Consider the following 21743-nt stretch of genomic DNA (forward strand, 5'->3'; position numbering starts at 1 on the left):
GACGCCCCCGCGGCCCACTGCCGCCCCGGCCGCAGGGGCGCCCCCGGATCGAGCGGGGCGCCCTGCGCCGGGCCGGCCCGCGAAGCGGCTGACCACCACCCCCGGCCCGCCGCACCGGGCGGCCCCGCCCACCCCGCGCCGGCCCCGCCCCCCGAACCGGCGGGGCCCGGGCGCACCCGCCCCGGACCCGGAGCACACCCGCCCTGACCCGGAGCGCACGCGGTGTCGGATCCAGAGCGCACCCGCCCTGCGTCCACAGCGCGCCCGCCCCCCGAAACGGTCCGTTTCCGGCCAAGCCGCACCGCCCCCGCAGGCCGGGTGCGAGCGCTTCGCACAGGGGGCGGAACCCGTGCCCCACAAGCGCCGGACCTCGCGTTCAGACGCCGTTTGCCTCGAATCGATAACGGCTTTGGAAGAGGTCTTTTTCTGACATCTACGCGCGTTACGATGCCGAGGCCGACGCCGCCAGGGCGACTCGGTCAGAGCACTTTTTCGGTGCTCACATCAAGCGCCGAAACGGCGCTCAGGTCAGGTGAAGGAGCCTTCCCGTGCGCCGGGTTGCCAAGCTTTCCGCTGCGTGTATCGCCTCCGCAGCACTCGCACTGACTGCCACCGCCTGTGGCAGCACCTCCTCCGACAATGCCTCGAGCTCGTCGTCCTCCGACGGCGGCAAGGGTGTCAAGATCGGTCTCGCCTACGACGTCGGCGGCCGTGGGGACCGGTCCTTCAACGACTCCGCCGCGCGCGGCGCCGACAAGGCCGAGAAGGAGTTCGGCGGTTCCGTCAAGGAGCTGACCGCGAAGACCTCCGACACCGAGGCCGACCGCGAGCAGCGGCTGTCGGACCTGGCGGACGCGGGTTACAACCCGATCGTCGCCATCGGTTACGCCTACGCCCCCTCGCTGACCAAGGTCGCCGCGAAGTACCCGAAGACCACCTTCGGCATCGTCGACTCGGTCGTGAACGGCAAGAACGTCGACAGCATCACCTTCACCGAGGAGCAGGGCTCCTACCTCGCCGGTGTCGCGGCGGCGCTGAAGACCAAGAAGGACCACGTCGGCTTCATCGGCGGTGTGGACGTCCCGCTGATCAAGAAGTTCGAGGCGGGTTACGTCCAGGGCGTCAAGGACACCAACCCGAAGATCAAGGTCGACACCCAGTACCTGTCCCACGGCTCGGACACCTCCGGCTTCGCCAGCCCCGACAAGGGCAAGGAAGCCGCGCAGGGCATGCTCGACAAGGGCGCCGACGTCATCTACACGGCGGCCGGCTCCTCCGGCAACGGCGCGATCGAGGCCGTCAGCGGCGTCAAGGGCGCCTGGGCCATCGGCGTGGACTCGGACCAGTACAACATCCCGGGTCTGGCGAAGTACAAGAACTCGATCCTGACCTCGGTGGTCAAGAACGTCGACGTCGGCGTCTACGACCTCATCAAGTCCGTGCACGACGGCAAGCCGGTGACCGGCAACAGTGTGTACTCGCTGGCCAAGGAGGGCGTCTCGCTGTCCACCAGCGGCGGCTTCCTCACCGACATCCAGCCCAAGCTGGACGCGGCGAAGAAGAAGATCGTCGACGGCTCGACCAAGGTCAAGACCACCCCGTGACCTGACGGTCCCGGACGGTCGTCGGACCCAGGCTCGGCGCGGGGGGCGCCCGCTCAGGCACCCCCCTCGCCGAGCCATAACAATGTGTCAACTCTACGCGTGTAGCATCGAGTTGCCGCGCTAGCGTCGCCGACGCCTGCCCTCCCCACGCAGCCCCTTTTCCCCGAGGAGAGTGCGCCATCAACGCGTCCAGCCCTCCCGCTGCCGTCGAACTGCGCGGCATCACCAAGCGTTTCCCCGGCGTCGTCGCCAACCGCGACATCGACATCACCGTCCGCACCGGCACCGTCCACGCGCTGTGCGGTGAGAACGGCGCCGGCAAGTCCACCCTGATGAAGATCCTCTACGGCATGCAGCAGCCGGACGAGGGCACCATCACGGTCAACGGCGAACAGGTCGTCCTGAACAACCCCGGTGACGCCATCGCCCGCGGCATCGGCATGGTCCACCAGCACTTCATGCTCGCCGACAACCTCACCGTCCTGGAGAACGTCGTCCTCGGCGCGGAGAAGGCGTACGGCATCGGCGGCAGGGCCCGCGCCCGGATCAAGGAGATCTCCGACGCCTACGGCCTGAACGTCCGACCGGACGTCCTGGTGGAGGAGCTGGGCGTCGCCGACCGCCAGCGCGTGGAGATCCTCAAGGTCCTCTACCGCGGCGCCAAGACGCTCATCCTGGACGAGCCGACCGCCGTCCTCGTGCCGCAGGAGGTCGAGGCCCTCTTCGACAACCTGCGCGAGCTGAAGGCCGAAGGCCTCACCGTCATCTTCATCTCCCACAAGCTGGGCGAGGTCCTCTCCGTCGCCGACGACATCACCGTCATACGGCGCGGCACCACCGTCGCCACCGTCGAGCCCCGCGGCACCACCCCCCGCCAGCTCGCCGAGCTGATGGTCGGCAGCGAACTGCCCACCCCGGAGACCGAGGAGTCCACCGTCACGGACGTCCCGATGCTCACGGTGGACGGCCTGCGCCTGACCCAGAGCGACCTGGACGGCGTCGAGCGCATCATCCTGGACGACGTCTCCTTCACCATCCGCAAGGGCGAGGTCCTCGGCATCGCCGGCGTGGAGGGCAACGGCCAGTCCGAACTGGTCGAGGCCATCATGGGCATCCGGCGGCCCGAGTCCGGCACCGTCACGCTGGACGCCGCCGACATCGCCCACGTCTCCACCCGCGACCGCCGCCAGGCCGGCATCGGCTACATCCCCGAGGACCGCCACCGCCACGGCCTCCTCCTGGAGGCGCCGCTGTGGGAGAACCGCATCCTCGGCCACGTCGCCGAGCGGCCCAACTCGCGCGGTCCCCTGCTGGACATCAAGGGAGCCCGCGCCGACACCCAGCGGATCGTCGAGGCGTACGACGTCCGCACCCCGGGCATCGACGTCACCGCGGCCTCGCTGTCCGGCGGCAACCAGCAGAAGCTGATCGTCGGCCGCGAGATGAGCCACCACCCCAAGCTGCTCATCGCCGCCCACCCCACCCGCGGTGTGGACGTCGGCGCGCAGGCCGCGATCTGGGACCACATCCGCGAGGCCCGCCGCGAGGGCCTGGCCGTGCTGCTGATCTCCGCGGACCTGGACGAGCTGATCGGGCTGTCCGACACCCTGCGGGTGATGTACCGCGGGCGTCTGGTCGCCGACGCCGACCCCGCCACGGTCACCCCCGAGGCGCTGGGCTCCGCCATGACGGGCGCCGCGACCGGCCACCTGGAGCAGACAGAGGACGACGAGCGATGAAGAAGCTGACCTCACGCATCGACAAGGAGCGGCTGCTCCTCGGGATCGCGGCGCCGCTGCTGGCGGTCGTGGCCGCGCTCGTCGTCACCACGCTGGTGATCCTCGCGACCGGCAAGAACCCGTTCGACGCCTTCAGCGACATGGTGACCTACGGCTCCGCCAGCGACAGCCAGGTCTACATCCTGAACAAGGCGACGACGTACTACCTCGCCGGCGTCGCCGTCGCCATCGGCTTCCGGATGAACCTGTTCAACATCGGCGTCGACGGCCAGTACCGGCTCGCCGCGTTCGTGGCCGCCGTCCTCGGCGGGGCGCTCAGCGCACCCGGCTGGATCGCCGTCCCGCTGATCATCCTGTGCGCCATGGCCACCGGCGCCCTGTGGGCCGCCGTCGCCGGCGTCCTGAAGGTGACCCGCGGCGTCAGCGAGGTCATCGCGACCATCATGCTGAACTCGATCGCCACCGCGATCATCGCCTACCTGCTCCAGCCCGGGAAGCTCGGCGAGCTCCAGCAGGGCGGCACGCTGGTCTCCACCAAGCCGCTGCCCACGTCGTCGTACTTCTTCACCATCGACGCCGGCCCGGCCGGTGAGCTGTGGGGCTTCATCGTGGTCGCCGCGATCGTCGGCGTCGCCTACTGGTTCCTGCTCGGCCGCACCCGCTTCGGCTTCGACCTGCGCACCGTGGGTCAGTCCGAGAGCGCGGCCGCCGCCAGCGGTGTGTCGGTGAAGAAGATGATCGCCACCAGCATGGTCATCTCGGGCGCGGTCGCCGGTCTGATCGGCATGCCGACCCTGCTCAACGACAGCCACCAGTTCAGCAACGACTTCCCGGCGGGCATCGGCTTCACCGGCATCGCCATCGCGCTGCTCGGCCGCAACCACCCGATCGGCATCGCGCTCGGCGCCCTGCTGTGGGGATTCCTGGAGCGCACCACGAACCACCTGGAGTTCCAGGGCTACGACAAGGAGATCCTCGGCGTGATCCAGGGCGTCATCGTCCTGTGCGTCGTGATCGCCTACGAGGTCGTGCGCCGCTACGGCCTCAAGCGCCAGCAGCAGCGGGTCGGCGCCGAACTCGCCGCCCAGGCCCTTGCTCCTCAGACGAAGCAGGAGGTGGCGGGATGACTGCCACGATGACCGACGCGCCGCCGCCCGCCGCCCCCACGGCCGGCGCCGGAAAGCAGCGTTCGGGGCGCTCGTCCGGCCAGATCCTGATGATCGTCGCCGGCGCCCTGCTGCTCGTCGCCGCCGTCCGCGTGATCACCGGCGCCGACCAGCTCGACTCGGCCGGCCAGATCAGCGCCGCGCTCGGCCTCGCCGTCCCGATCGGCCTCGCCGGCCTCGCCGGCCTGTGGTCCGAGCGGTCCGGCGTGGTCAACATCGGCCTCGAAGGCATGATGATCCTCGGCACCTTCGGCGCCGGCTGGATCGGCTGGCAGTCCAGCCCCTGGCTCGGTCTGCTGTGCGGCATCGGCTTCGGCGTCCTCGGCGGCCTCGTGCACGCCGTCGCCACCGTCACCTTCGGCGTCGACCACATCGTCTCCGGTGTCGCCATCAACCTGCTCGCCCTCGGCGCCACCCAGTACCTCGCCAAGCTGTTCTTCGCCGACGGCAAGGCGGCCGAGGCGGGTGGCAACCCCAAGCAGTCGCCGCCCGCGGACACCCTGCCGCACGTCACCGTGCCCGGCCTCTCCGACGGCCTCGCGTCGCTGGAGAAGCACCACTGGTTCCTGGTCTCCGACCTCGCCGGCATCCTCGGCGGCCTGGTCACCAACCTGTCCGTGGTGACGATCCTCGCCGTGGTGCTGTTCGCCGGCAGCTGGTGGCTGCTGTGGCGCACCCCGTTCGGACTGCGGCTGCGTTCCTGCGGCGAGAACCCGGTCGCCGCCGAGTCCCTCGGCGTCAACGTCTACACGTACAAGTACGCGGCCGTGGCCGTCTCCGGCGGTCTGGCCGGACTCGGCGGCGCCTTCCTCGCCCTGGTCACCTCGCACACCTACCTGGAGGGCCAGACCGGCGGCCGCGGCTACATCGGCCTCGCGGCGATGATCTTCGGCAACTGGCGTCCGGGCGGCCTGGCGATGGGCGCGGGCCTGTTCGGCTTCTCCGACGCGCTCCAGCTGCGCAACGGCGGCGAGACCGTGCACGCGCTGCTGCTTCTGCTGGTCGTGCTGCTGGCCGCGCTGGCCGGCTGGAAGCTCTACCGGAAGGCGTTGTGGCAGGGTGTCATCAGCGCCGTCATGGCCGTGCTCGTCCTGGTCTGGTACCTGTTCACCGACGAGGTCCCCAGCGACTTCGTGGGCGCCACCCCGTACGTCGTCACCCTGCTGGTGCTGTCGCTGTCCGCGCAGCGGCTGCGGATGCCCAAGGCGGACGGACTGCGCTACCGGAAGGGACAGGGCAAGTGACACAGGAGACGACGGTCGACTGGGCGGCACTGCGCGAGGAGGCGCGCGCGGCGATGTCCCGCGCCTACGCCCCCTACTCGGGCTACCCGGTCGGCGTCGCCGCCCTCGTCGACGACGGCCGCACCGTCACCGGCTGCAACGTCGAGAACGCCTCCTACGGGGTCGGCCTGTGCGCCGAGTGCGGTCTCGTCTCCCAGTTGCAGAACGGCGGCGGTGGCCGGCTGACCCACTTCACCTGCGTGGACGGCCGCGGCGAGATCCTGGTGCCGTGCGGGCGCTGCCGCCAGCTGCTCTACGAGTTCGGCGGGCCGGACCTGCTGCTGGAGACCCCCGAGGGCGTCCTGCCGCTGTCCGCGATGCTGCCGCAGGCCTTCGGCCCGGACCACCTCGCCAAGTGAGACCGTGCGGCCCCTCCGCGCCCGTCCCGGCCGGAGGGGCCGCACTCGTTTCCCGGCCTCACCCTTCTCTCCCCCCTTCGCACCACCGGAAGGAACCGAACCCATGGCCATGGACGCCATCTCCGTCATCCGCACCAAGCGGGACCGCGGCGCGCTCAGCGACGAGCAGATCGACTGGGTCATCGACGCGTACACCCGCGGGGAGGTCGCCGACGAGCAGATGTCCGCGCTCGCCATGGCCATCCTGCTCAACGGCATGGACCGCCGGGAGATCGCCCGCTGGACCGCCGCGATGATCGCCTCCGGCGAGCGCATGGACTTCTCCGCGCTGTCCCGCCCGACTGCCGACAAGCACTCCACCGGCGGCGTCGGGGACAAGATCACCCTGCCGCTGGCCCCGCTGGTCGCCGCCTGCGGCGCGGCCGTCCCGCAGCTGTCCGGCCGCGGCCTCGGCCACACCGGCGGCACCCTCGACAAGCTGGAGTCGATCCACGGCTGGCGCGCCCTGCTGTCCAACGAGGAGATGCTGTCGGTGCTCGACGGCGTCGGCGCGGTGATCTGCGCGGCGGGCGACGGCCTCGCCCCCGCCGACAAGAAGCTCTACGCCCTGCGCGACGTGACCGGAACGGTCGAGGCGATCCCGCTGATCGCCTCCTCCATCATGTCCAAGAAGATCGCGGAGGGCACCGGTTCGCTGGTCCTGGACGTCAAGGTCGGCTCCGGCGCCTTCATGAAGACCGTCGAGGACGCCCGGGAGCTGGCCTCCACGATGGTCGGCCTCGGCACCGACCACGGCGTGAAGACGGTCGCGCTGCTGACCGACATGTCCACCCCGCTGGGCCTGACGGCGGGCAACGCCCTGGAGGTCCGCGAGTCGGTCGAGGTCCTGGCCGGCGGCGGCCCGGCCGACGTGGTCGAACTGACCCTGGCCCTGGCCCGCGAGATGCTCGATGCGGCCGGTCTCAAGGACGCCGACCCGGCCAAGGCCCTGGCCGACGGCTCGGCCATGGACGTCTGGCGCCGGATGATCGCGGCCCAGGGCGGCGACCCGGACGCGGTCCTGCCCACCGCGAGGGAACAGCACGTGATCACGGCCCCGTCCACCGGGGTCCTGACCCGCCTGGACGCCTACGACATCGGCGTCGCCGCCTGGCGCCTCGGCGCGGGCCGGGCCCGCAAGGAGGACCCGGTGCAGGCGGGCGCGGGCGTCGAACTCCACGCCAAGCCCGGGGACACGGTCACGGCCGGCCAGCCCCTGATGACCCTCCACACCGACACCCCGGACCGCTTCGACTACGCCCTCCAGGCCACGGAAGGCTCCTACGACATCGCCCCCACGGGCACGCCCTTCACGGCGAACCCGGTCGTCCTGGAACGCATCGCCTGACCAGGAGCGTCGCCTTCCGCCTCGGACGGGGCCGGTGGTCCGCCACCGGCCCCGTCCGGCTTTCGGCCGCCGCCCCTCACCCCAGCAGCGCCGCGACCGCCACCAGGACCGGGACCGAGAGCAGGGTGGACAGGAGGATCGACTCGCGGGCCAGGGTCTCGCCGACCCGGTAGCGGCTGGCGTAGGTGAAGAGGTTCTGTGCGGCGGGGAGGGCCGAGGTGACCACCACGTCCAGCAGGGGCGCGCCGTGCAGGCCGAAGACACCGGCCGCCAGCGCCCACGCGGCCAGCGGCTGGCCCACCGACTTCAGGGCGACGGACAGCAGCACCGGCTGCCGGTCCCGGCCCCGGCCGGGGGCCGCGCTGCCGTGCAGGGCGATGCCGAAGGCCAGCAGGACCGCCGGGACGGACATGCCCGCGATCAGGGTCAGCGGCTCCAGCACCGGTCCGGGCACCGTCCAGCCCGTCGCTGAGACCAGCACTCCGCTCAGCGCGCCCACCGCGATCGGGTTGCGCAGCGGGATGAGCAGCTGCCGCCACAGCGGGCCGCCCTTCTCGCCCGCGCCGGTCAGGTCCAGCACCGTCAGCGCGACGGGCGTCACCACGATCTGCTGGAACAGCAGCACCGGCGCCACCAGCGAGGCGTCCCCGAGGACGTACGCGGCGATCGGGATGCCGAGGTTGCCCGAGTTGACGTAGCTGGAGCACAGGGCGCCGATCGTGGTGCGGCCCACGCCCCAGTGCCGTGCGACGCCCACCGCCACGAAGACGCCCGCTGCCGCCGCCGTGCTCAGCGCCGTCACCAGCAGCCGACTGGAGAAGACCACCGCGAGGTCCGCGCGGGCCAGCGTGGTGAACAGCAGCGCCGGGGTCGCCACATGGAACGCCAGCCTGGTCAGCACCTCCCCGCCCTGCGCGCCGAGGGAGCCGCGCCGTCCGATCGCGTAGCCGACGCCGATCACCACCGCGATGACCGCGAACCCGGTCAGCACCCCCCGCACTCGGCCCCCTTCCGGAGGGGACGGATGCCGTCGGGTATCCGGGGCGGTGCTGATCCATGGGTCATGCAGTCACCCTCGGGTCGGCGCGGGCGGCAGGTCAACGTGATCTCCACCCCGTCGCTCTCCCCGCGCGCCCGATGAGTTGTGCTTCGGTGCGCGGTCTGTAGACCGTGGACGCCAAGACACCCGCCGTACCCGCAGCCCTCCCCGTGCCCCCGCCTGTGCTCGTGCTCGCCGGCCCCGTCCCCCGGGAAGACGTGCGGGGGCTGTGCGGCGACGTGGGGCGGTTGCTGGCCGCGAGCCGCGCCCGGGTCGTGGTGTGCGACGTGGGCGGGCTGGGGCCGCCCGGTCTCGGCGCCGTGGAGCTGCTGGCGCGGCTGCGGCTCGCCGCCCTGCGCGCCGGGGGAGGGATACGCCTGCGTGACCCCGACCCCGCGCTACTGGGCCTGCTCGACCTGGTCGGCCTCCCCTTCGAGGTGGAGCGGCAGCCCGAACAGCGGGAACCACCGGCTCGTGTCCAGGAAGCAGTGGAACCCGGTGATCCGCCCCTGTGATATCTCCAGCACCTGCACCGCCCACGGCGTGAAGCCGCCCTTGTCCGGGTCCGGCTTGTAGTGGGCGAAGCCGGGCAGCCCGTTGGCCCGCACCGGCAGCAGCCGGGAGTTCGCGCAGGAGGCGCCCAGGGTAGACATGAAGCCGGTGATGTCGGCGGAGCCGGTCAGCCACAGGTCGAACGGCGGCATCGTCATCACCGCGTCCTCGTGCAGCAGCGCGGTCAGCGCCGTCATGTCGTACCCCTCGAAAGCCCGTACATAGCGCTCCAGGAGCCGCTGCTGCTCCTCGTCCAGCGGATCGGACACCTCGGCCCGCACGCCCTGGTCCTCGCGCTCGGCGAGTGTGGCCCGCGCCCGCTGGAGGGCGCTGTTGACGGAGGCGACCGTCGTGCCGAGCAGTTCGGCGACCTCGCTCGCCCTCCAGGCCAGCACCTCGCGCAGGATCAGCACCGCCCGCTGCTTGGGCGGCAGCTGCTGGAGCGCGGCCATGAAGGCGAGCCGCACCGACTCCTTGGCGACCGCCGCCTGCGCCGGGTCCTCCGCCGACGGCAGCACCCGGCCGTCCGGCATCGGCTCCAGCCAGGTGCTGTCCGGGCGGGGCGCCAGCGCGGCCTGTGCCAGCGGCGTCGACTCGGTCAGGTCCATCGGCCGTGCCCGCTTGTTGCCCGCCGACAGCAGGTCCAGGCACACATTGGTCGCGATCCGGTACAGCCAGGACCGCAGACTCGACCGGCCCTCGAACCGGTCGTGGCTGCGCCAGGCCCGCACCAGGGTGTCCTGGACCGCGTCCTCCGCCTCGAAGGACGAGCCGAGCATGCGGTAGCAGTAGCCGGTCAGCTCGACCCGGTACTTCTCCAGTTCCATCCCGAGGTCGGTCACCGTCGCCGTGCCGTCGCCCATCGTCGTCCACCCGCCCCTGTGGCCGTTGCGTTCCGGGCACGTCGTCGCGCCCGGCAGTTCGAAAAGCTAGCGCAGGCCACTGACAACGGCCCCCGGAGCGGACGAACCAGCAGGTCAGCGGAGGATACGACTCACGCGGACGCCGGCGTGCGGCGCGCCGCGACCCGGGCCGCCCGCGAGCCGAGGACGGTGATCGCCGCCACGCCCAGCACCGCCAGCAGCCCCACACCGACCGTCCCCGACCAGCCCTCGGCGTGGAAGGCGGTCGCCCCGACCGTGCTGCCCACGCTGGAGCCGATGTAGTACGCCGACTGGTACAGCGCCGAGGCCTGCGCCCGGCCGTGGACGGCCGTCCGGCTGACCGCCGAGGAGGCCACCGCGTGACCGGCGAAGAAGCCCGCCGTGATCAGCACCAGGCCGAGCAGCACCGGCACCACCGAGTCCGGCAGTGACAGCAGCAGCCCCGCGGCCGTCGTCGCGCCCGCCAGGTACAGGGCGCCCCGGCGGCCCAGCCGGCTCACCAGCCGCCCCGCGGCCGAGGCCGACACCGTGCCCACCAGGTACACCAGGAAGATCGAGCCGACGATGCCCTGCGGCAGCGAGAAGGGCGCCTCGGTCAGGCGGTAGCCGATCACCGTGTAGACGCCGCCGAACACCGTCATGAACAGCGCGCCGATCGCGTACAGCCGCCGCAGCAGCGGGTCCGACAGATGGTCGCGGACCGTGCCCGCCAGCACCCGCGGCCGCAGCGATCCCGGCGTGAAGTGCCGCGGCGCCGGCAGCAGCATCCTGAACGCCACCGCGCACAGCACCGCCACCACGCCGACCACTGCGACGGCGGGCCGCCAGCCCCACTCCTGCGCCACCCAGCCGGTGACGACCCGGCCGCTCATCCCGCCCACGCTGTTGCCGGCCACGAACAGACCGATCGCCGTGACCAGGGCCTTGGGCCGGACCTCCTCCGCGAGGTACGCCTGCGCCGAGGCCGGCACACCCGCCAGCGCGGCGCCCTGCAAGGCCCGCAGCACCACCAGAGCGCCGAGCGACGGCGCGAACGGCACCAGCAGCCCGACGGCCACCGCGACCGCCAGCGAGGCCGTCATCACCGTACGGCGGCCGAAACGTTCCGACAGGGCGCTCATCGGCAGCACGAACAGCGCCAGCCCCCCGGTCGCCGCCGCCACGGTCCAGCTCGCCTCGCTCGCCGCCACCCCGTACTCGGCGGAGATCAGCGGCAGCAGCGCCTGCGTGGAGTACAGCAGCGCGAAGGTCGCGACCCCGGCGAGGAACAGGGCGAGGCTCATCCGGCGGTAGCCGGGGCCGCCCGGCGTCATCCGGGAGTCGGCGGTCCGCTGCTCGGCAGGGGACTCGGCGGGGGACTGGGGCTCGGCGAGGGGCTGCGGTGCGGCGCCCACGACGGCGGACGCCCCGGTATCGGCGGGAGACATGCATCGACCGTAGGGACGGCGCTCGTCATCCGTCCAATGCACGAACTCGTCATAATCGTTCCCATGGCGCATCAGCACAGGTCACGGTCTCGTCTGTCACCGTCCGGTGACACAGAAGTCATCGAAGACGGCGGCGAGGAGATCGCGCTGCTGCTCGCGCCGCGTCTCGCCCACTTCGCCGGCGTCGCCCGCACCGAGCACGTCACCCGGGCCGCGCAGGAGATGCGGGTCCCGCAGTCGACCCTGTCGCGCGCCATGGTCCGGCTCGAACAGGACCTCGGTGTCGACCTCTTCGCCCGCCGGGGCCGCACCGTCGCCCTCACCCCCGCCGGCCGCACCTTCCTCGCTTCCGTGGAGCGCGCCCTCGCCGAGATCGAACGCGCCGCCGAGGAGGTGCGCGCGGACGCCGACCCGGCCACCGGCAAGGTCGCCTTCGGCTTCCTGCACACCATGGGCGCCGAGACCGTACCCGGGCTCATCCACGCCTTCCGCGCCGACCATCCCCGCGTCCGCTTCAGCCTGGTCCAGAACTACGGCGAGGCCATGCTGGAGCGGCTGCGCGCCGGCGAGCTGGACCTCTGCCTCACCTCGCCCGTCCCGGACGCCCCCGACCTGGTCGCGCGGCGGCTGGACGAGCAGAAGCTGCGCCTGGTCGTGCCGGCCGACCACCGTCTGGCGACCCGCCGCCGCATCCGTCTCGCCGAGGCCGCCGACGAGGTGTTCGTGACCCTGGAGCCCGGCTACGGGCTGCGCCGGATCACCGACGACCTGTGCCGCGCGGCCGGGTTCACGCCCCGGATCGCCTTCGAGGGCGAGGAGGCGGAGACGCTGCGCGGACTGGTGGCGGCCGGTCTCGGGGTGGCCCTGCTGCCGCCGCCCGCCGTGCCCCGCCCGGGTGTCGCCGAACTGACGGTCACCGCCCCGCGCGCGGTGCGCGAGATCGGCGTGGCCTGGCTGGAGGGCCACCCGGACACGCCCCCGGTGGCCGCCTTCAAGAAGTTCCTGCTCTCCCGCCGGGGCCGCCTGCTGCCGTGACCGTCGTGCCGGGGCGGGGCCGCCACCGCGACCGGTCGTGCCGGCCCGGCACGACCGGCCGGGCGCCTCGGCCGGCCCGGACGTCCCTACCAGCTCAGCGACTTACCGAACCCCGCCGCCAGCGGCATCCGGAGGCCCAGTGGCGGCGGCGCGGCCAGCGCGTCCTGCACCGGGCGGGACAGCGCCCGCCCGAACAGCGTCCCCATCATGAAGTCGGTGGCGAGCGCGGCGACTTCGTCGCGGTACTGGCGCAGCCCGTGCCCGTCCGCGTGCACCTCGAACCGGCACACCTCACGGTTGGCCTTCTTCGCCCGCGCCGCGAACCGGAAGGACAGTTCGGGGTCGGTGCGCGCGTCGTTGGTGCCGTGCACGATGAGCACCTGGCGCCTGACGAGCTGCTTCACCGGTTCGGGGGAGGCGGCGACGTCGTCCTCGGGCAGCCAGGGGGCGATCGCCACCACCGAGCTGACGGCCTCGTGGCCGCCCGCGCGCAGCGCGGCCCGGCCGCCCATGTCCACGCCGGCCAGACACACCGGGACGTCTCCGTAGCGCCGTACGACCTCGTCCACCGCCCAGGCGGCGTCGCGGGCGAGATGCTCCTCGCTGCCGTTCCAGCCGCGGTAGCGGTAGTGCACCACATGGGCGGCCAGGCCCTCCGCGCGGCCGGCCCGCACCAGCCGGCGTCCCAGCGCGTGCACCGAGGCGGTCGCCAGCAGCGGGGACGGTCTTCGGTCGGACACCTCCTGTCCGCCGGGGAGCAGCAGCACCGCCCCGCTCACCGTCGTCGGCCCCGGGCCGAGCGTCCTCCCCAGCCGGGCCGTGCGAACCGGCGTCGCTTGCTGTGCCATGACAGAACAGTGTCAGAAAGGCCGGTGTACGCCACCCGTCCGGGCGGTCACCGTTGCGTATCGACAATTCCGCCCGGGAGAAGTCGGGGTGTGAACGGACCGCGTTCCGCACGGCTCGGGCACGGCGCTTTCTACGCGCGTAGGAGTTAGAGTGCGCCAATGACGAGCCAGACTGCCCCCGCGGGAAACACACCGAGCCGGGACCAGATCCTCCGGGCGCCCAAAGTCCTGCTGCACGATCACCTGGACGGCGGCCTGCGCCCGGGCACCGTCGTCGAACTCGCCCGTGACTGCGGGTACTCCGGACTCCCCGACACCGAACCGGACAAACTCGGCCTGTGGTTCCGCGAGGCCGCCGACTCCGGTTCCCTGGAGCGCTATCTGGAGACCTTCTCGCACACCGTCGCCGTGATGCAGACCCGCGACGCCCTGGTCCGGGTCGCCCGCGAGTGCGCCGAGGACCTCGCCGCCGACGGCGTCGTCTACGCCGAGGTCCGCTACGCCCCCGAACAGCACCTGGAGGGCGGGCTGAGCCTGGAGGAGGTCGTGGAGGCCGTCAACGAGGGGTTCCGGGAAGGGGAGCGGGCCGCCCTCGCCGACGGGCGGCGCATCCGGATCGGCGCCCTGCTCACCGCGATGCGGCACGCGGCGCGCTCCCTGGAGATCGCCGAACTCGCCGACCGCCACCGGGACTCGGGCGTCGTCGGCTTCGACATCGCGGGCGCCGAGGCCGGTTACCCGCCCACCCGGCACCTGGACGCCTTCGAGTTCCTGAAGCGGGCCAACAACCACTTCACCATCCATGCCGGGGAGGCCTTCGGGCTGCCGTCCATCTGGCAGGCGCTCCAGTGGTGCGGCGCGGACCGGCTCGGGCACGGGGTGCGCATCATCGACGACATCACCGTCGGCGAGGACGGCACGGTCGAGCTCGGGCGGCTGGCCTCCTACGTCCGCGACAAGCGCATCCCGTTGGAGCTGTGCCCCAGCTCCAACCTCCAGACCGGCGCGGCGGCCTCGTACGCCGAACATCCGATCGGGCTGCTGCGCCGACTGCATTTCCGGGCCACCGTAAATACGGACAATCGGCTTATGTCCCACACGAGTATGAGTCAGGAATTCGAGCATCTTGTCGAGGCCTTCGGCTACACACTCGACGACCTGCAATGGTTCACCGTCAACGGAATGAAGTCCGCCTTCATTCCTTTCGATGAACGTCTGGCGATGATCAATGATGTGATCAAGCCGGGATACGCGGCGCTGAAATCCGAATGGCTGTTTAAGCAGACCGCGCCCACCAGCGGTTCCTCGCCATTCGGGGGATGACCGGGAAACGGGGACGGCCGGCCGCCTTCACCGTCCGTCCGCATTCCGCTGTTTGCGGGCGACGGGCGGCCGTGCTTACGGTCGAGAACCGCTCAGTCCCCCGTCTCAGTCAAGGACGCGTTTTCATGAAGCAGTCTGCTGCCAAGACCCTCGGTGTCGCCGCTCTCGGCGCCGCTTTCGCCGCCGTCGGCGCGGGCGCCGCGAACGCCGCGCCGGCCGTGCCGGACGCCGGTCAGGCGCTGGGCGCCGTCGCCAAGGAGCTGCCGACGGGGAACGTCGCCCAGCTGCCCGGGGCCGGCCGCGCGCTGGACCAGGCCGAGCCCGTGCTCGGCTCGGGTCTCTCCGCCGCCCAGCCGGCCGCCCGCAACCTCCAGCACGGCCCGGTCGAGCCGGTCACCGGGCTGCTCGGCGGCATGCCGGTGCAGAGCATGCCCACCAACGGCGTGCAGGTGAACGGCTTCCCCCTCGGCTGAACCGTCGTCGGCGCCGGTGCCCCTGCCGGCGCCGAGCCGTCGTAGGCGCCGACACGCCGCCGGGGCGCGCCCTTCGCTTCAGGGTGCGCCCCGGCGGCGTACGCGCCCGGTGTCTGTCAGGCCGTGCGGGAGGCCGACTACCAGGCCGTGCGGGCGGCCTTGTCCTCCGAGGGCAGCAGGATCCACAGCGCCAGGTAGACCAGGAACTGCGGTCCCGGCAGCAGGCACGAGACCAGGAAGATCACCCGCATCGTCGTCGCGGAGGTGCCGAAGCGCCGGGCCAGGGCGGCGCACACTCCGCCGATGACGCGGCCGTGGGTGGGGCGGACAAGGGCGTTCATCGTGATGCCTCCGTGGACCGTCGTGGTGCGGGGCTTTCTGTCGGCGCCCCGTCTGACATCCACGCTACGGAGACGAAGGGGGCAAAGCGTCACTCCATGGGGCGATGCCGACCCTGGGAATCGTCGGGGTCCGACCCTGAGCCGCGTCCTCCTGGCGCACGGCGGGACCGTCCAGCCGCTCGGCCCTGCGGCGGAGCCGGGAGCGGAGCGCGGGGACGGCCGCGAGATGGACCAGGGCGACCCCGAGTGTGTTCAGCAGCAGTGTGTCGACGTCCACCACCCGGCCCGGCACCCCGGTCTGCAACAGGGCGATGCCCAGCGAGACCATGGCGCCCGCGGCGACCGTGCGGACGAGCGAGCCGAAGGCCGAGACACCGAGCCGGCCGTGCGCCAGCGGCAGCAGCACGCCGAGCGGCGCCAGCAGCCCCAGTCCCTCCCCGATCCGCCGGACCGCCTGGTGGCCGCCCAGCGCCAGATCGGCGCGGATGGTGGTGAACGGACGCAGATTGGCGGGCATCACCCAGGGGACGTCCAGCGGACGCAGCATCAGCCAGGCGACGAACGCGAGATGGGCGACGAGGAGGACACCTCCTGTCACGCGGACGCGGGTCGCGGCGCTGCCGCCGATGGAGCCTTGACGCTGCACGCCACCCAAGACGCAGCCATCCGCTCGCCCGGTTCCGAGACCACGCCCCGGACGATGAGGCGCACACCACACCGGCCCACACCGCACCGTGCGTGGAGCGCACCGCGCGACCACCGCGGCACGCGCGGGCCGCACACGACTCCGGGTGTGCCGGGCCCCCACCCCACCCGGGCGGGCCGCCCCGCGCCGCCGCGCCTACCCGGCGGTCGCCTCCGTGGACGGCGGCTTCATGGCACCGGGGCGCGAGCGCAGATCGTCCGTGCACGCGTAGCGGCGCGGCGCGGCGCCGTCGGGGCCGCCGAGGACCACCGAGCCGTCGCCCTCGGCCGCCGCCGAGTCCGACAGCGTGCACACGATCTGCGCGAGCGCGTACGCGGACAGCGCGGCCGGGGCGACGCCCAGCCGGAGCGTGTCCTCGGGGTCCTTGGGACGCGGCCCGGCGACGGACAGACCGCGCGGGACGTGCGTCGTGTACCCGGCGGCCTGCTCGCTCGCCGAGGGCCGCGCGGCCAACTGCTCCAGCAGCCCCTGCGCCACGATCACCCGCCGCCGCGCGTCCGCCGTGCCCTCCGGCACCCGCACCACGCGGTCCACGGTGGCCAGCGACGAGCCGCACAGCAGGAACACCTGTACGGGCACCCCGCGCTCGGCCTGTGTGGCCCGGTCGGGCTGGGTCAGCGAACAGGGCACCCGCGAGGGCGCGCCGCCGAAGTCGGTGGGCACCTCGGTGGGCCGGATGCCGCACCCGGCCAGCAGCAGGGCCAGCGCGGGCAGCGCCAGCAGCGCGCGCCCGCACGGGAGTCCGCGCCGGCGCTCGTTCCGTGCCGTCATCGGGCGCCTCCCTTCGGCCCCTGGTCCGTACCGCCGCTCTTCGCCCTGCCGCCGCTCGTGCTGTCGTCGCCGTCGTCCTCGGCGGGCCGTTCGGTGAGCGTCGAGGCGTCCCTGGGCAGCCGCAGGGTGAACACCGCGCCGCCCTCGGGCGAGTTGGCGGCGGTGATGTCGCCGCCGTGGATGTGCGCGTTGTTCAGGGCGATGGACAGACCCAGACCGCTGCCCTCGGAGCGCGGCCGGGACGCGCTCGCCTTGTAGAACCGGTCGAAGACGTGCGGCAGCACGTCCTCGGGGATGCCGGGGCCGTGGTCGCGCACCTGGATGACGATCCACCCCGGCTCCGGCGACTCGCTGCCCCCACCGCTCTCGACGCTGTCGCCGCTTCCCGCGCCGCCCTCCTCGCGCACCGAGACCCGGACCGGCGAGCCGCCGTGCTTGAGGGCGTTGCCGATGAGGTTGGCGAGGATGACGTCCAGGCGGCGCGGGTCGAGGCGGGCGTGGAGGCCGCGCTCGGCGTCCAGCTCCACCGCGTCCAGCCAGGCCCGGGCGTCGATGCAGGCGGTGATCTGGTCGGCGATGTCCACGTCGTCCAGGACCAGCCGGGCCGTGCCCGCGTCGAAGCGGGTGACCTCCATGAGATTCTCGACCAGGTCGTTCAGCCGCCGTGTCTCGCTGACCACCAGCCGCACCGCGGGCTCGATCATCGGGTCGAAGCCGCCGCCCTCGAACTCCAGCTCCTCCTCCAGCACCTCCGTCACGGCGGTGATGGCGGTCAGCGGTGTGCGCAGCTCATGGCTCATGTCGGCGACGAACCGCCGGGACGCCTCGTCCCGGGCGGCCATGTCGGCGACACGTTTCTCCAGTGCCTCGGCCGCCTTGTTGAACGTCCGCGACAGATCGGCCAGTTCGTCCGTGCCGGAGACCCGCAGCCGGGTGTCGAGCCGGCCCTCGCCGAGCCGGCGCGCGGCGATCCCTAGCCGGTGCACCGGCTTCAGCACCGTGGTGGCCGCGGCCTGCGCCAGCAGCGCCGCGCCGACCAGCGCCAGCGCGGTGGCCACCCCCAGCGACCAGGCCAGGGAGTTGAGGTCCTTGGCCTCCGGCTCCAGCGACTTGAGCATGTAACCGGTCGGCCCGCCGCCGATGATCCGGGTGCCGGCCACCAGATACGGGGTGCCGTGCTCGGTCACCCGCTGCCAGTACAGGTGGTACGGCGACTTGTTGCCCGAGTCCACGGGCTGCTGCTTGTTCACCGCGGTGCGCAGCGACAGGGGCACGTCCTCCAGCGCGAAGCCGCTCAGGCCGCCCGATGTGCCGTACACCGCACGGCCGCCGGCGTCCTCGCCCACCAGCAGCACGCTGAACCGCTGGCTGCTGTTGGCCATCTGCCCGGCGATGTGCTGCAACTGGTCCTGCGTCGGGTGCACCGGCAGCGTGCCCGCCCGGTTGCGCATCTCCTGCTGGAAGTCCCGCAGCACCGCGTCCTGGGTGCGGGTGAGGACCGCCTCGCGGTTGAGCCAGTACGCGATCCCCGACGCCGACACCGCCGCGGTCAGCGCCACCAGGGCGAAGACGACGACGAGCCGCAGCCGCAGACTCGTGAACCGCAGTCCGGACAGTGCCTTGCCACGCCCCGCGAGCCAGCCGCGGAGCCCCCCTCGCGTCGTCGTCACTGAGGCGCGTCCAGGCGGTAGCCGACCCCGCGCACCGTACGGATCAGCGTCGGGGACGAGGGGACGTCCTCGACCTTGGCGCGCAGCCGCTGCACACAGGCGTCCACGAGCCGCGAGTCACCGAGGTAGTCGTGCTCCCACACCAGCCGCAGCAACTGCTGCCGGGACAGCGCCTGACCGGGCCGCCGGCTCAGCTCCAGCAGCAGCCGCAGCTCGGTCGGGGTCAGCTGGAGGTCCTCGCCGTTCTTCGTCACCGTCATCGCCGAACGGTCGATGACCAGGCTGCCGAAGGTCGCCGAGTCCGTCGCCTCCCGCTCGCCGCGCCGCAGCACGGCCCGGATCCGGGCGTCCAGCACCCGCCCCTGCACGGGCTTGACGACATAGTCGTCCGCACCGGACTCCAGCCCCACCACCACGTCGATGTCGTCGCTGCGCGCGGTCAGCAGGATGATCGGCAGCTGGTCCGTGCGCCGGATGCGGCGGCACACCTCGAAGCCGTCGATGCCGGGCAGCATCACGTCCAGGACGATGAGGTCCGGCCGCTGCTCGCGCAGCAGCTTCAGACCGTCCTCGCCGCTGGCAGCGGTGGCCACCCGGTGTCCCTGGCGCGTCAGAGAGAGCTCCAGGGCCGTCCGGATGGCGTCGTCGTCCTCGATCAGCAACAGGGAAGGCACGGGGCTCATTCTGGCCCATCCGGGCCCGGGGTTTCGACACCCCGTGGTCACCGCCCCGCCCCCGCGGCGACCGGACCCCTGTGACAGGTCTGTGACAGTCGGCGGACACGGCCATGAAGTGGCGGCGGAAGGATTCTCGGCACAGGCAAGGAAGCGACACGGATTCCGGAACTCCACGACGGGGGGCGCGAGATGAACACGCTGCACAGCAACAGCACCAGCGCAGTGGTCACGCGTCTGCACGACGTGACCCGGCATCCGGAGAAGTCCGGCGCCGCACAGAGTGTGCGGGGGTGCGCTCGTGGCGCCGGGCGTCAGCACACCACCTATATGACGGTGGTGGACGCGTGTCCGGCGGAGACGTCCGGGGGCGCGTACGGGGGAAGCGCGTACGGGGAGGCCACGGAGGAGCGCCGCACCCGGTCGGAGGCGGAGTTCACCGCCTACGTCCAGGAGCGCCGCGCCTCCCTGTACGCGACCGCCTACCACCTGACCGGCGACCGGTTCGAGGCCGAGGACCTGCTCCAGAGCGCGCTGTTCTCGACCTACCGGGCGTGGGACCGGATCAGCGACAAGGCGGCCGTCGGCGGATACCTCCGCCGCACCATGACCAACCTGCACATCAGCGCCTGGCGGCGCCGCAAGCTCAACGAGTACCCGACCGAGGAACTGCCCGAGACGCCCGGCGACACGGACGCGATGCGCGGCACCGAGCTGCGCGCGGTCCTGTGGCAGGCGCTGGCCCGGCTGCCCGAACTCCAGCGCACCATGCTGGTCCTGCGCTACTACGAGGGCCGCACGGACCCGGAGATCGCCGACATCCTCGGCATCAGCGTCGGCACGGTGAAGTCCAGCATCTGGCGCTCGCTGCGCCGGCTGCGCGAGGACGAGGTCCTCAGCTTCGGCCGTGACCAGGAGGAGTCCTTCGGCGAGCTCGTCGCCTGAGCGAGCCGGGGGTACGGGGGGGGAACACGGGGGAAGCACGGGGGGAGCGGTACCGAGGGGAGCCCACGGGGGGAGTGGGGGAGCGGTACCGGGGGGCCACGGGGGAAAGTGGGGGAGCACCAGGGGAGCGGGACCGGACGGCCGGGGGGCCGTACGGTCCCGCTCCGCGTGCGGCCCGGCCCCCGCGACGGTGGTACGGCGCGCGGCGGCCGACGAGCCGTGGCGCGCTCACGGCAGGCGCGACGGCCGGCTCGGGTCAGGCGGCCGTACGGGTCTGGGGGCGGCGGCCCGCCGCTGCCGCGGCCAGGCGGCCCAGCGCCTCGTCCCGGTCGCAGGCGTGGGCGCCGAGGGCGACCTGGCGGGCGACGATCGACCGCTCGGCGCGCATCAGCCGCCAGCCGCGGCGCAGCAGGAACGGCACCGACTTGCGGCCTTCCTTCAGATCCCGCAGGAACCGCCGGCGGAACGTGGTGACCGGACCGCGGGTCAGGCACAGCGCGTCGGCCAGCAGCCCCAGTTCGCGGCAGCGGTCCACGATCTCGGCGGCGAAGATCCCCTCCGCGATGAACAGCGGCGTACGGCCGATGTGCAGCGTGTTCTCGCCGACGCGGGCGCTGCGCGAGAGGTCGTAGACGGGAACGCCCGTGCTGCCCGTCGCGCACAGACTGCTGATCGCCGCCACCGCCACGTCCGCGTCCCAGGACGCCGGGTGGTCCCAGTCGATGTCCGAACTCCCCGCCACCACCGGAAGCGTGGGGTCGTCGCCCTCCTTGTAGAAGTCGTCGAGGCGCAGCACGGGCAGCCCGGAACGGGCGGCGACCAGGGACTTGCCCGAGCCCGAGGGGCCGCACAGCAGCACGACGCGGGCGGGGGACGGGGGATGAAGGCTCACGGAAGACCAGTTTGACGCATGGTGGCGTCCCTGCCGACCCCGCGGGTCGGCTTTGATGCGTGGGCTGCGTCTCAACTACCCTGTGCGCAGATTCCGTTACCGAGCGCAGCAGAAGGTGGCATCAGCAATGGCCCGACACGCGTCCACCCCCCAGTCCACCGCACGGCGCGTCCTGATCGCGGTCGCGGCCGCCGGGGCCGCCCTGGGCGCGGGTGCGGCGACGGCCGCCGCCGCCCCGGCACCGGCCGCCGAGGGCGTGCGCGGGCCGCTCACCCGGGGCGAGATGGACACGCAGGCGGCGGCGGGGGCGGTGACCGGCGCGGTCGGGCACACCACCGGAGCGGTCGCCGGCCTCAAGCCCAACCCGCTGGCCGGCACCGGCGTGGACCCGCTCGACAACGGCGTCGGCACCCAGGTCGCCGACTTCCGGCCGGTCAGCTCCCAGCAGCTCACCGGGCCGGTGGCCGAGGCCCCGTCGGTCGGCGCGGTTCCCGTCGTCGGCCGGGCGGCCGGGGCGCTGCGCTGACGCGCCCCGCAGGCGCGCACGACAGCGGAGAGCCGCGTCTCCCCCGGACGGAGGGGAGGCGCGGCTCTCCGGTCTGCGGTGCGGCTTCTCCGGTCCGCG

22 protein-coding genes are annotated in these 21743 nt (G+C 72.7%); 12 read left to right on the forward strand and 10 right to left on the reverse strand.

Features of this window, described 5'->3' with window-relative positions; translation table 11 throughout:
• Nucleotides 1-548: 548 nt before the first annotated feature.
• The 6 genes from AB0N63_RS12085 to AB0N63_RS12110 all read left to right on the forward strand — a co-directional run bounded on the left by AB0N63_RS12085 (nt 549) and on the right by AB0N63_RS12110 (nt 7538).
• Nucleotides 549-1604, forward strand: a complete 1056-nt coding sequence (locus AB0N63_RS12085; RefSeq protein WP_365527531.1) for a BMP family ABC transporter substrate-binding protein — start codon at nt 549-551, stop codon at nt 1602-1604.
• Nucleotides 1605-1816: 212 nt separating this feature from the next.
• Nucleotides 1817-3343, forward strand: coding sequence for an ABC transporter ATP-binding protein (locus tag AB0N63_RS12090; protein WP_365527629.1), 1527 nt, complete (start codon nt 1817-1819; stop codon nt 3341-3343).
• Nucleotides 3340-4470, forward strand: coding sequence for an ABC transporter permease (locus AB0N63_RS12095; RefSeq protein WP_365527534.1), 1131 nt, complete (start codon nt 3340-3342; stop codon nt 4468-4470). Before AB0N63_RS12090 ends, AB0N63_RS12095 begins: the two co-directional genes overlap by 4 nt.
• Entirely contained in the window at nt 4467-5753 is a 1287-nt protein-coding gene (locus AB0N63_RS12100) for an ABC transporter permease (RefSeq protein WP_365527537.1), read from the forward strand. Before AB0N63_RS12095 ends, AB0N63_RS12100 begins: the two co-directional genes overlap by 4 nt.
• On the forward strand, nt 5750-6151 hold the full coding sequence (locus AB0N63_RS12105) for a cytidine deaminase (protein ID WP_365527539.1): 402 nt from the start codon (nt 5750-5752) through the stop codon (nt 6149-6151). The genes AB0N63_RS12100 and AB0N63_RS12105 overlap by 4 nt, the downstream gene beginning before the upstream one ends.
• Before the next feature lie 109 nt (nt 6152-6260).
• On the forward strand, nt 6261-7538 hold the full coding sequence (locus tag AB0N63_RS12110) for a thymidine phosphorylase (RefSeq protein WP_365527632.1): 1278 nt from the start codon (nt 6261-6263) through the stop codon (nt 7536-7538).
• A 76-nt stretch (nt 7539-7614) separates the two neighbouring features.
• On the opposite strand, the gene AB0N63_RS12115 is transcribed toward AB0N63_RS12110, so the two are convergent.
• Nucleotides 7615-8538, reverse strand: a complete 924-nt coding sequence (locus tag AB0N63_RS12115) for an AEC family transporter (protein WP_365527541.1) — start codon at nt 8536-8538, stop codon at nt 7615-7617.
• A 278-nt stretch (nt 8539-8816) separates the two neighbouring features.
• Between AB0N63_RS12115 and AB0N63_RS12120 the strand changes: the two genes are divergently transcribed.
• A complete protein-coding gene (locus AB0N63_RS12120) occupies nt 8817-9092 on the forward strand; it encodes an STAS domain-containing protein (RefSeq protein ID WP_365527634.1) in 276 nt (91 codons plus the stop codon).
• Here the strand turns inward: AB0N63_RS12120 and AB0N63_RS12125 are convergent.
• Together AB0N63_RS12125 and AB0N63_RS12130 are read right to left on the reverse strand one after the other, a co-directional pair.
• Nucleotides 8976-9992, reverse strand: a complete 1017-nt coding sequence (locus tag AB0N63_RS12125) for a sigma-70 family RNA polymerase sigma factor (RefSeq protein ID WP_365527544.1) — start codon at nt 9990-9992, stop codon at nt 8976-8978. The two genes, AB0N63_RS12120 and AB0N63_RS12125, sit on opposite strands and share 117 nt — an antisense overlap.
• A gap of 131 nt (nt 9993-10123) precedes the next feature.
• Complete coding sequence (locus tag AB0N63_RS12130) at nt 10124-11440, reverse strand: MFS transporter (RefSeq protein WP_365527546.1); 1317 nt, start codon at nt 11438-11440, stop codon at nt 10124-10126.
• Between the two features lie 63 nt (nt 11441-11503).
• On the opposite strand from AB0N63_RS12130, the gene AB0N63_RS12135 reads away from it, so the two are divergent.
• Nucleotides 11504-12475 carry a LysR substrate-binding domain-containing protein gene (locus AB0N63_RS12135; RefSeq protein ID WP_365527548.1) on the forward strand — a complete coding sequence of 324 codons (972 nt, stop codon included), beginning with the start codon at nt 11504-11506 and terminating at the stop codon, nt 12473-12475.
• 86 nt (nt 12476-12561) lie between these two features.
• Here the strand turns inward: AB0N63_RS12135 and AB0N63_RS12140 are convergent, their stop codons facing one another.
• Nucleotides 12562-13323, reverse strand: coding sequence for an alpha/beta hydrolase (locus AB0N63_RS12140; RefSeq protein WP_365527550.1), 762 nt, complete (start codon nt 13321-13323; stop codon nt 12562-12564).
• Between the two features lie 159 nt (nt 13324-13482).
• Between AB0N63_RS12140 and AB0N63_RS12145 the strand changes: the two genes are divergently transcribed.
• Entirely contained in the window at nt 13483-14646 is a 1164-nt protein-coding gene (locus tag AB0N63_RS12145; RefSeq protein ID WP_365527552.1) for an adenosine deaminase, read from the forward strand.
• 125 nt (nt 14647-14771) lie between these two features.
• Nucleotides 14772-15119, forward strand: coding sequence for an ATP-binding protein (locus AB0N63_RS12150; protein WP_365527555.1), 348 nt, complete (start codon nt 14772-14774; stop codon nt 15117-15119).
• Nucleotides 15120-15256: 137 nt separating this feature from the next.
• Here AB0N63_RS12150 and AB0N63_RS12155 read toward each other — a convergent pair whose 3' ends face one another.
• The 5 genes from AB0N63_RS12155 to afsQ1 all read right to left on the reverse strand — a co-directional run bounded on the left by AB0N63_RS12155 (nt 15257) and on the right by afsQ1 (nt 19281).
• The gene (locus AB0N63_RS12155; protein ID WP_365527558.1) at nt 15257-15460 is read right to left on the reverse strand and encodes a PspC domain-containing protein; all 204 of its coding nucleotides are present in this window, start codon (nt 15458-15460) and stop codon (nt 15257-15259) included.
• Between the two features lie 64 nt (nt 15461-15524).
• Nucleotides 15525-16106 carry a VanZ family protein gene (locus AB0N63_RS12160; RefSeq protein WP_365527560.1) on the reverse strand — a complete coding sequence of 194 codons (582 nt, stop codon included), beginning with the start codon at nt 16104-16106 and terminating at the stop codon, nt 15525-15527.
• Nucleotides 16107-16301: 195 nt separating this feature from the next.
• Nucleotides 16302-16937 (reverse strand): hypothetical protein, encoded by a 636-nt coding sequence (locus AB0N63_RS12165; protein WP_365527562.1) that lies wholly within the window; start codon nt 16935-16937, stop codon nt 16302-16304.
• Nucleotides 16934-18607 carry a HAMP domain-containing sensor histidine kinase gene (locus AB0N63_RS12170; RefSeq protein ID WP_365527565.1) on the reverse strand — a complete coding sequence of 558 codons (1674 nt, stop codon included), beginning with the start codon at nt 18605-18607 and terminating at the stop codon, nt 16934-16936. Before AB0N63_RS12170 ends, AB0N63_RS12165 begins: the two co-directional genes overlap by 4 nt.
• Complete coding sequence (afsQ1, locus tag AB0N63_RS12175) at nt 18604-19281, reverse strand: two-component system response regulator AfsQ1 (RefSeq protein ID WP_009190312.1); 678 nt, start codon at nt 19279-19281, stop codon at nt 18604-18606. Before afsQ1 ends, AB0N63_RS12170 begins: the two co-directional genes overlap by 4 nt.
• A gap of 192 nt (nt 19282-19473) precedes the next feature.
• Here afsQ1 and AB0N63_RS12180 point away from each other — a divergent pair, with 192 nt between their 5' ends.
• Nucleotides 19474-20226, forward strand: coding sequence for a SigE family RNA polymerase sigma factor (locus tag AB0N63_RS12180; protein WP_365527568.1), 753 nt, complete (start codon nt 19474-19476; stop codon nt 20224-20226).
• Nucleotides 20227-20482: 256 nt separating this feature from the next.
• Here the strand turns inward: AB0N63_RS12180 and AB0N63_RS12185 are convergent, their stop codons facing one another.
• On the reverse strand, nt 20483-21118 hold the full coding sequence (locus AB0N63_RS12185; RefSeq protein ID WP_365527570.1) for a uridine kinase: 636 nt from the start codon (nt 21116-21118) through the stop codon (nt 20483-20485).
• Nucleotides 21119-21245: 127 nt separating this feature from the next.
• Between AB0N63_RS12185 and AB0N63_RS12190 the strand changes: the two genes are divergently transcribed.
• On the forward strand, nt 21246-21644 hold the full coding sequence (locus AB0N63_RS12190; protein WP_365527572.1) for a hypothetical protein: 399 nt from the start codon (nt 21246-21248) through the stop codon (nt 21642-21644).
• Nucleotides 21645-21743: the final 99 nt, after the last annotated feature.

The sequence above is a fragment of the Streptomyces sp. NPDC093260 genome, from assembly GCF_040683715.1.
GTDB classification, from domain to species: domain Bacteria; phylum Actinomycetota; class Actinomycetes; order Streptomycetales; family Streptomycetaceae; genus Streptomyces; species Streptomyces sennicomposti.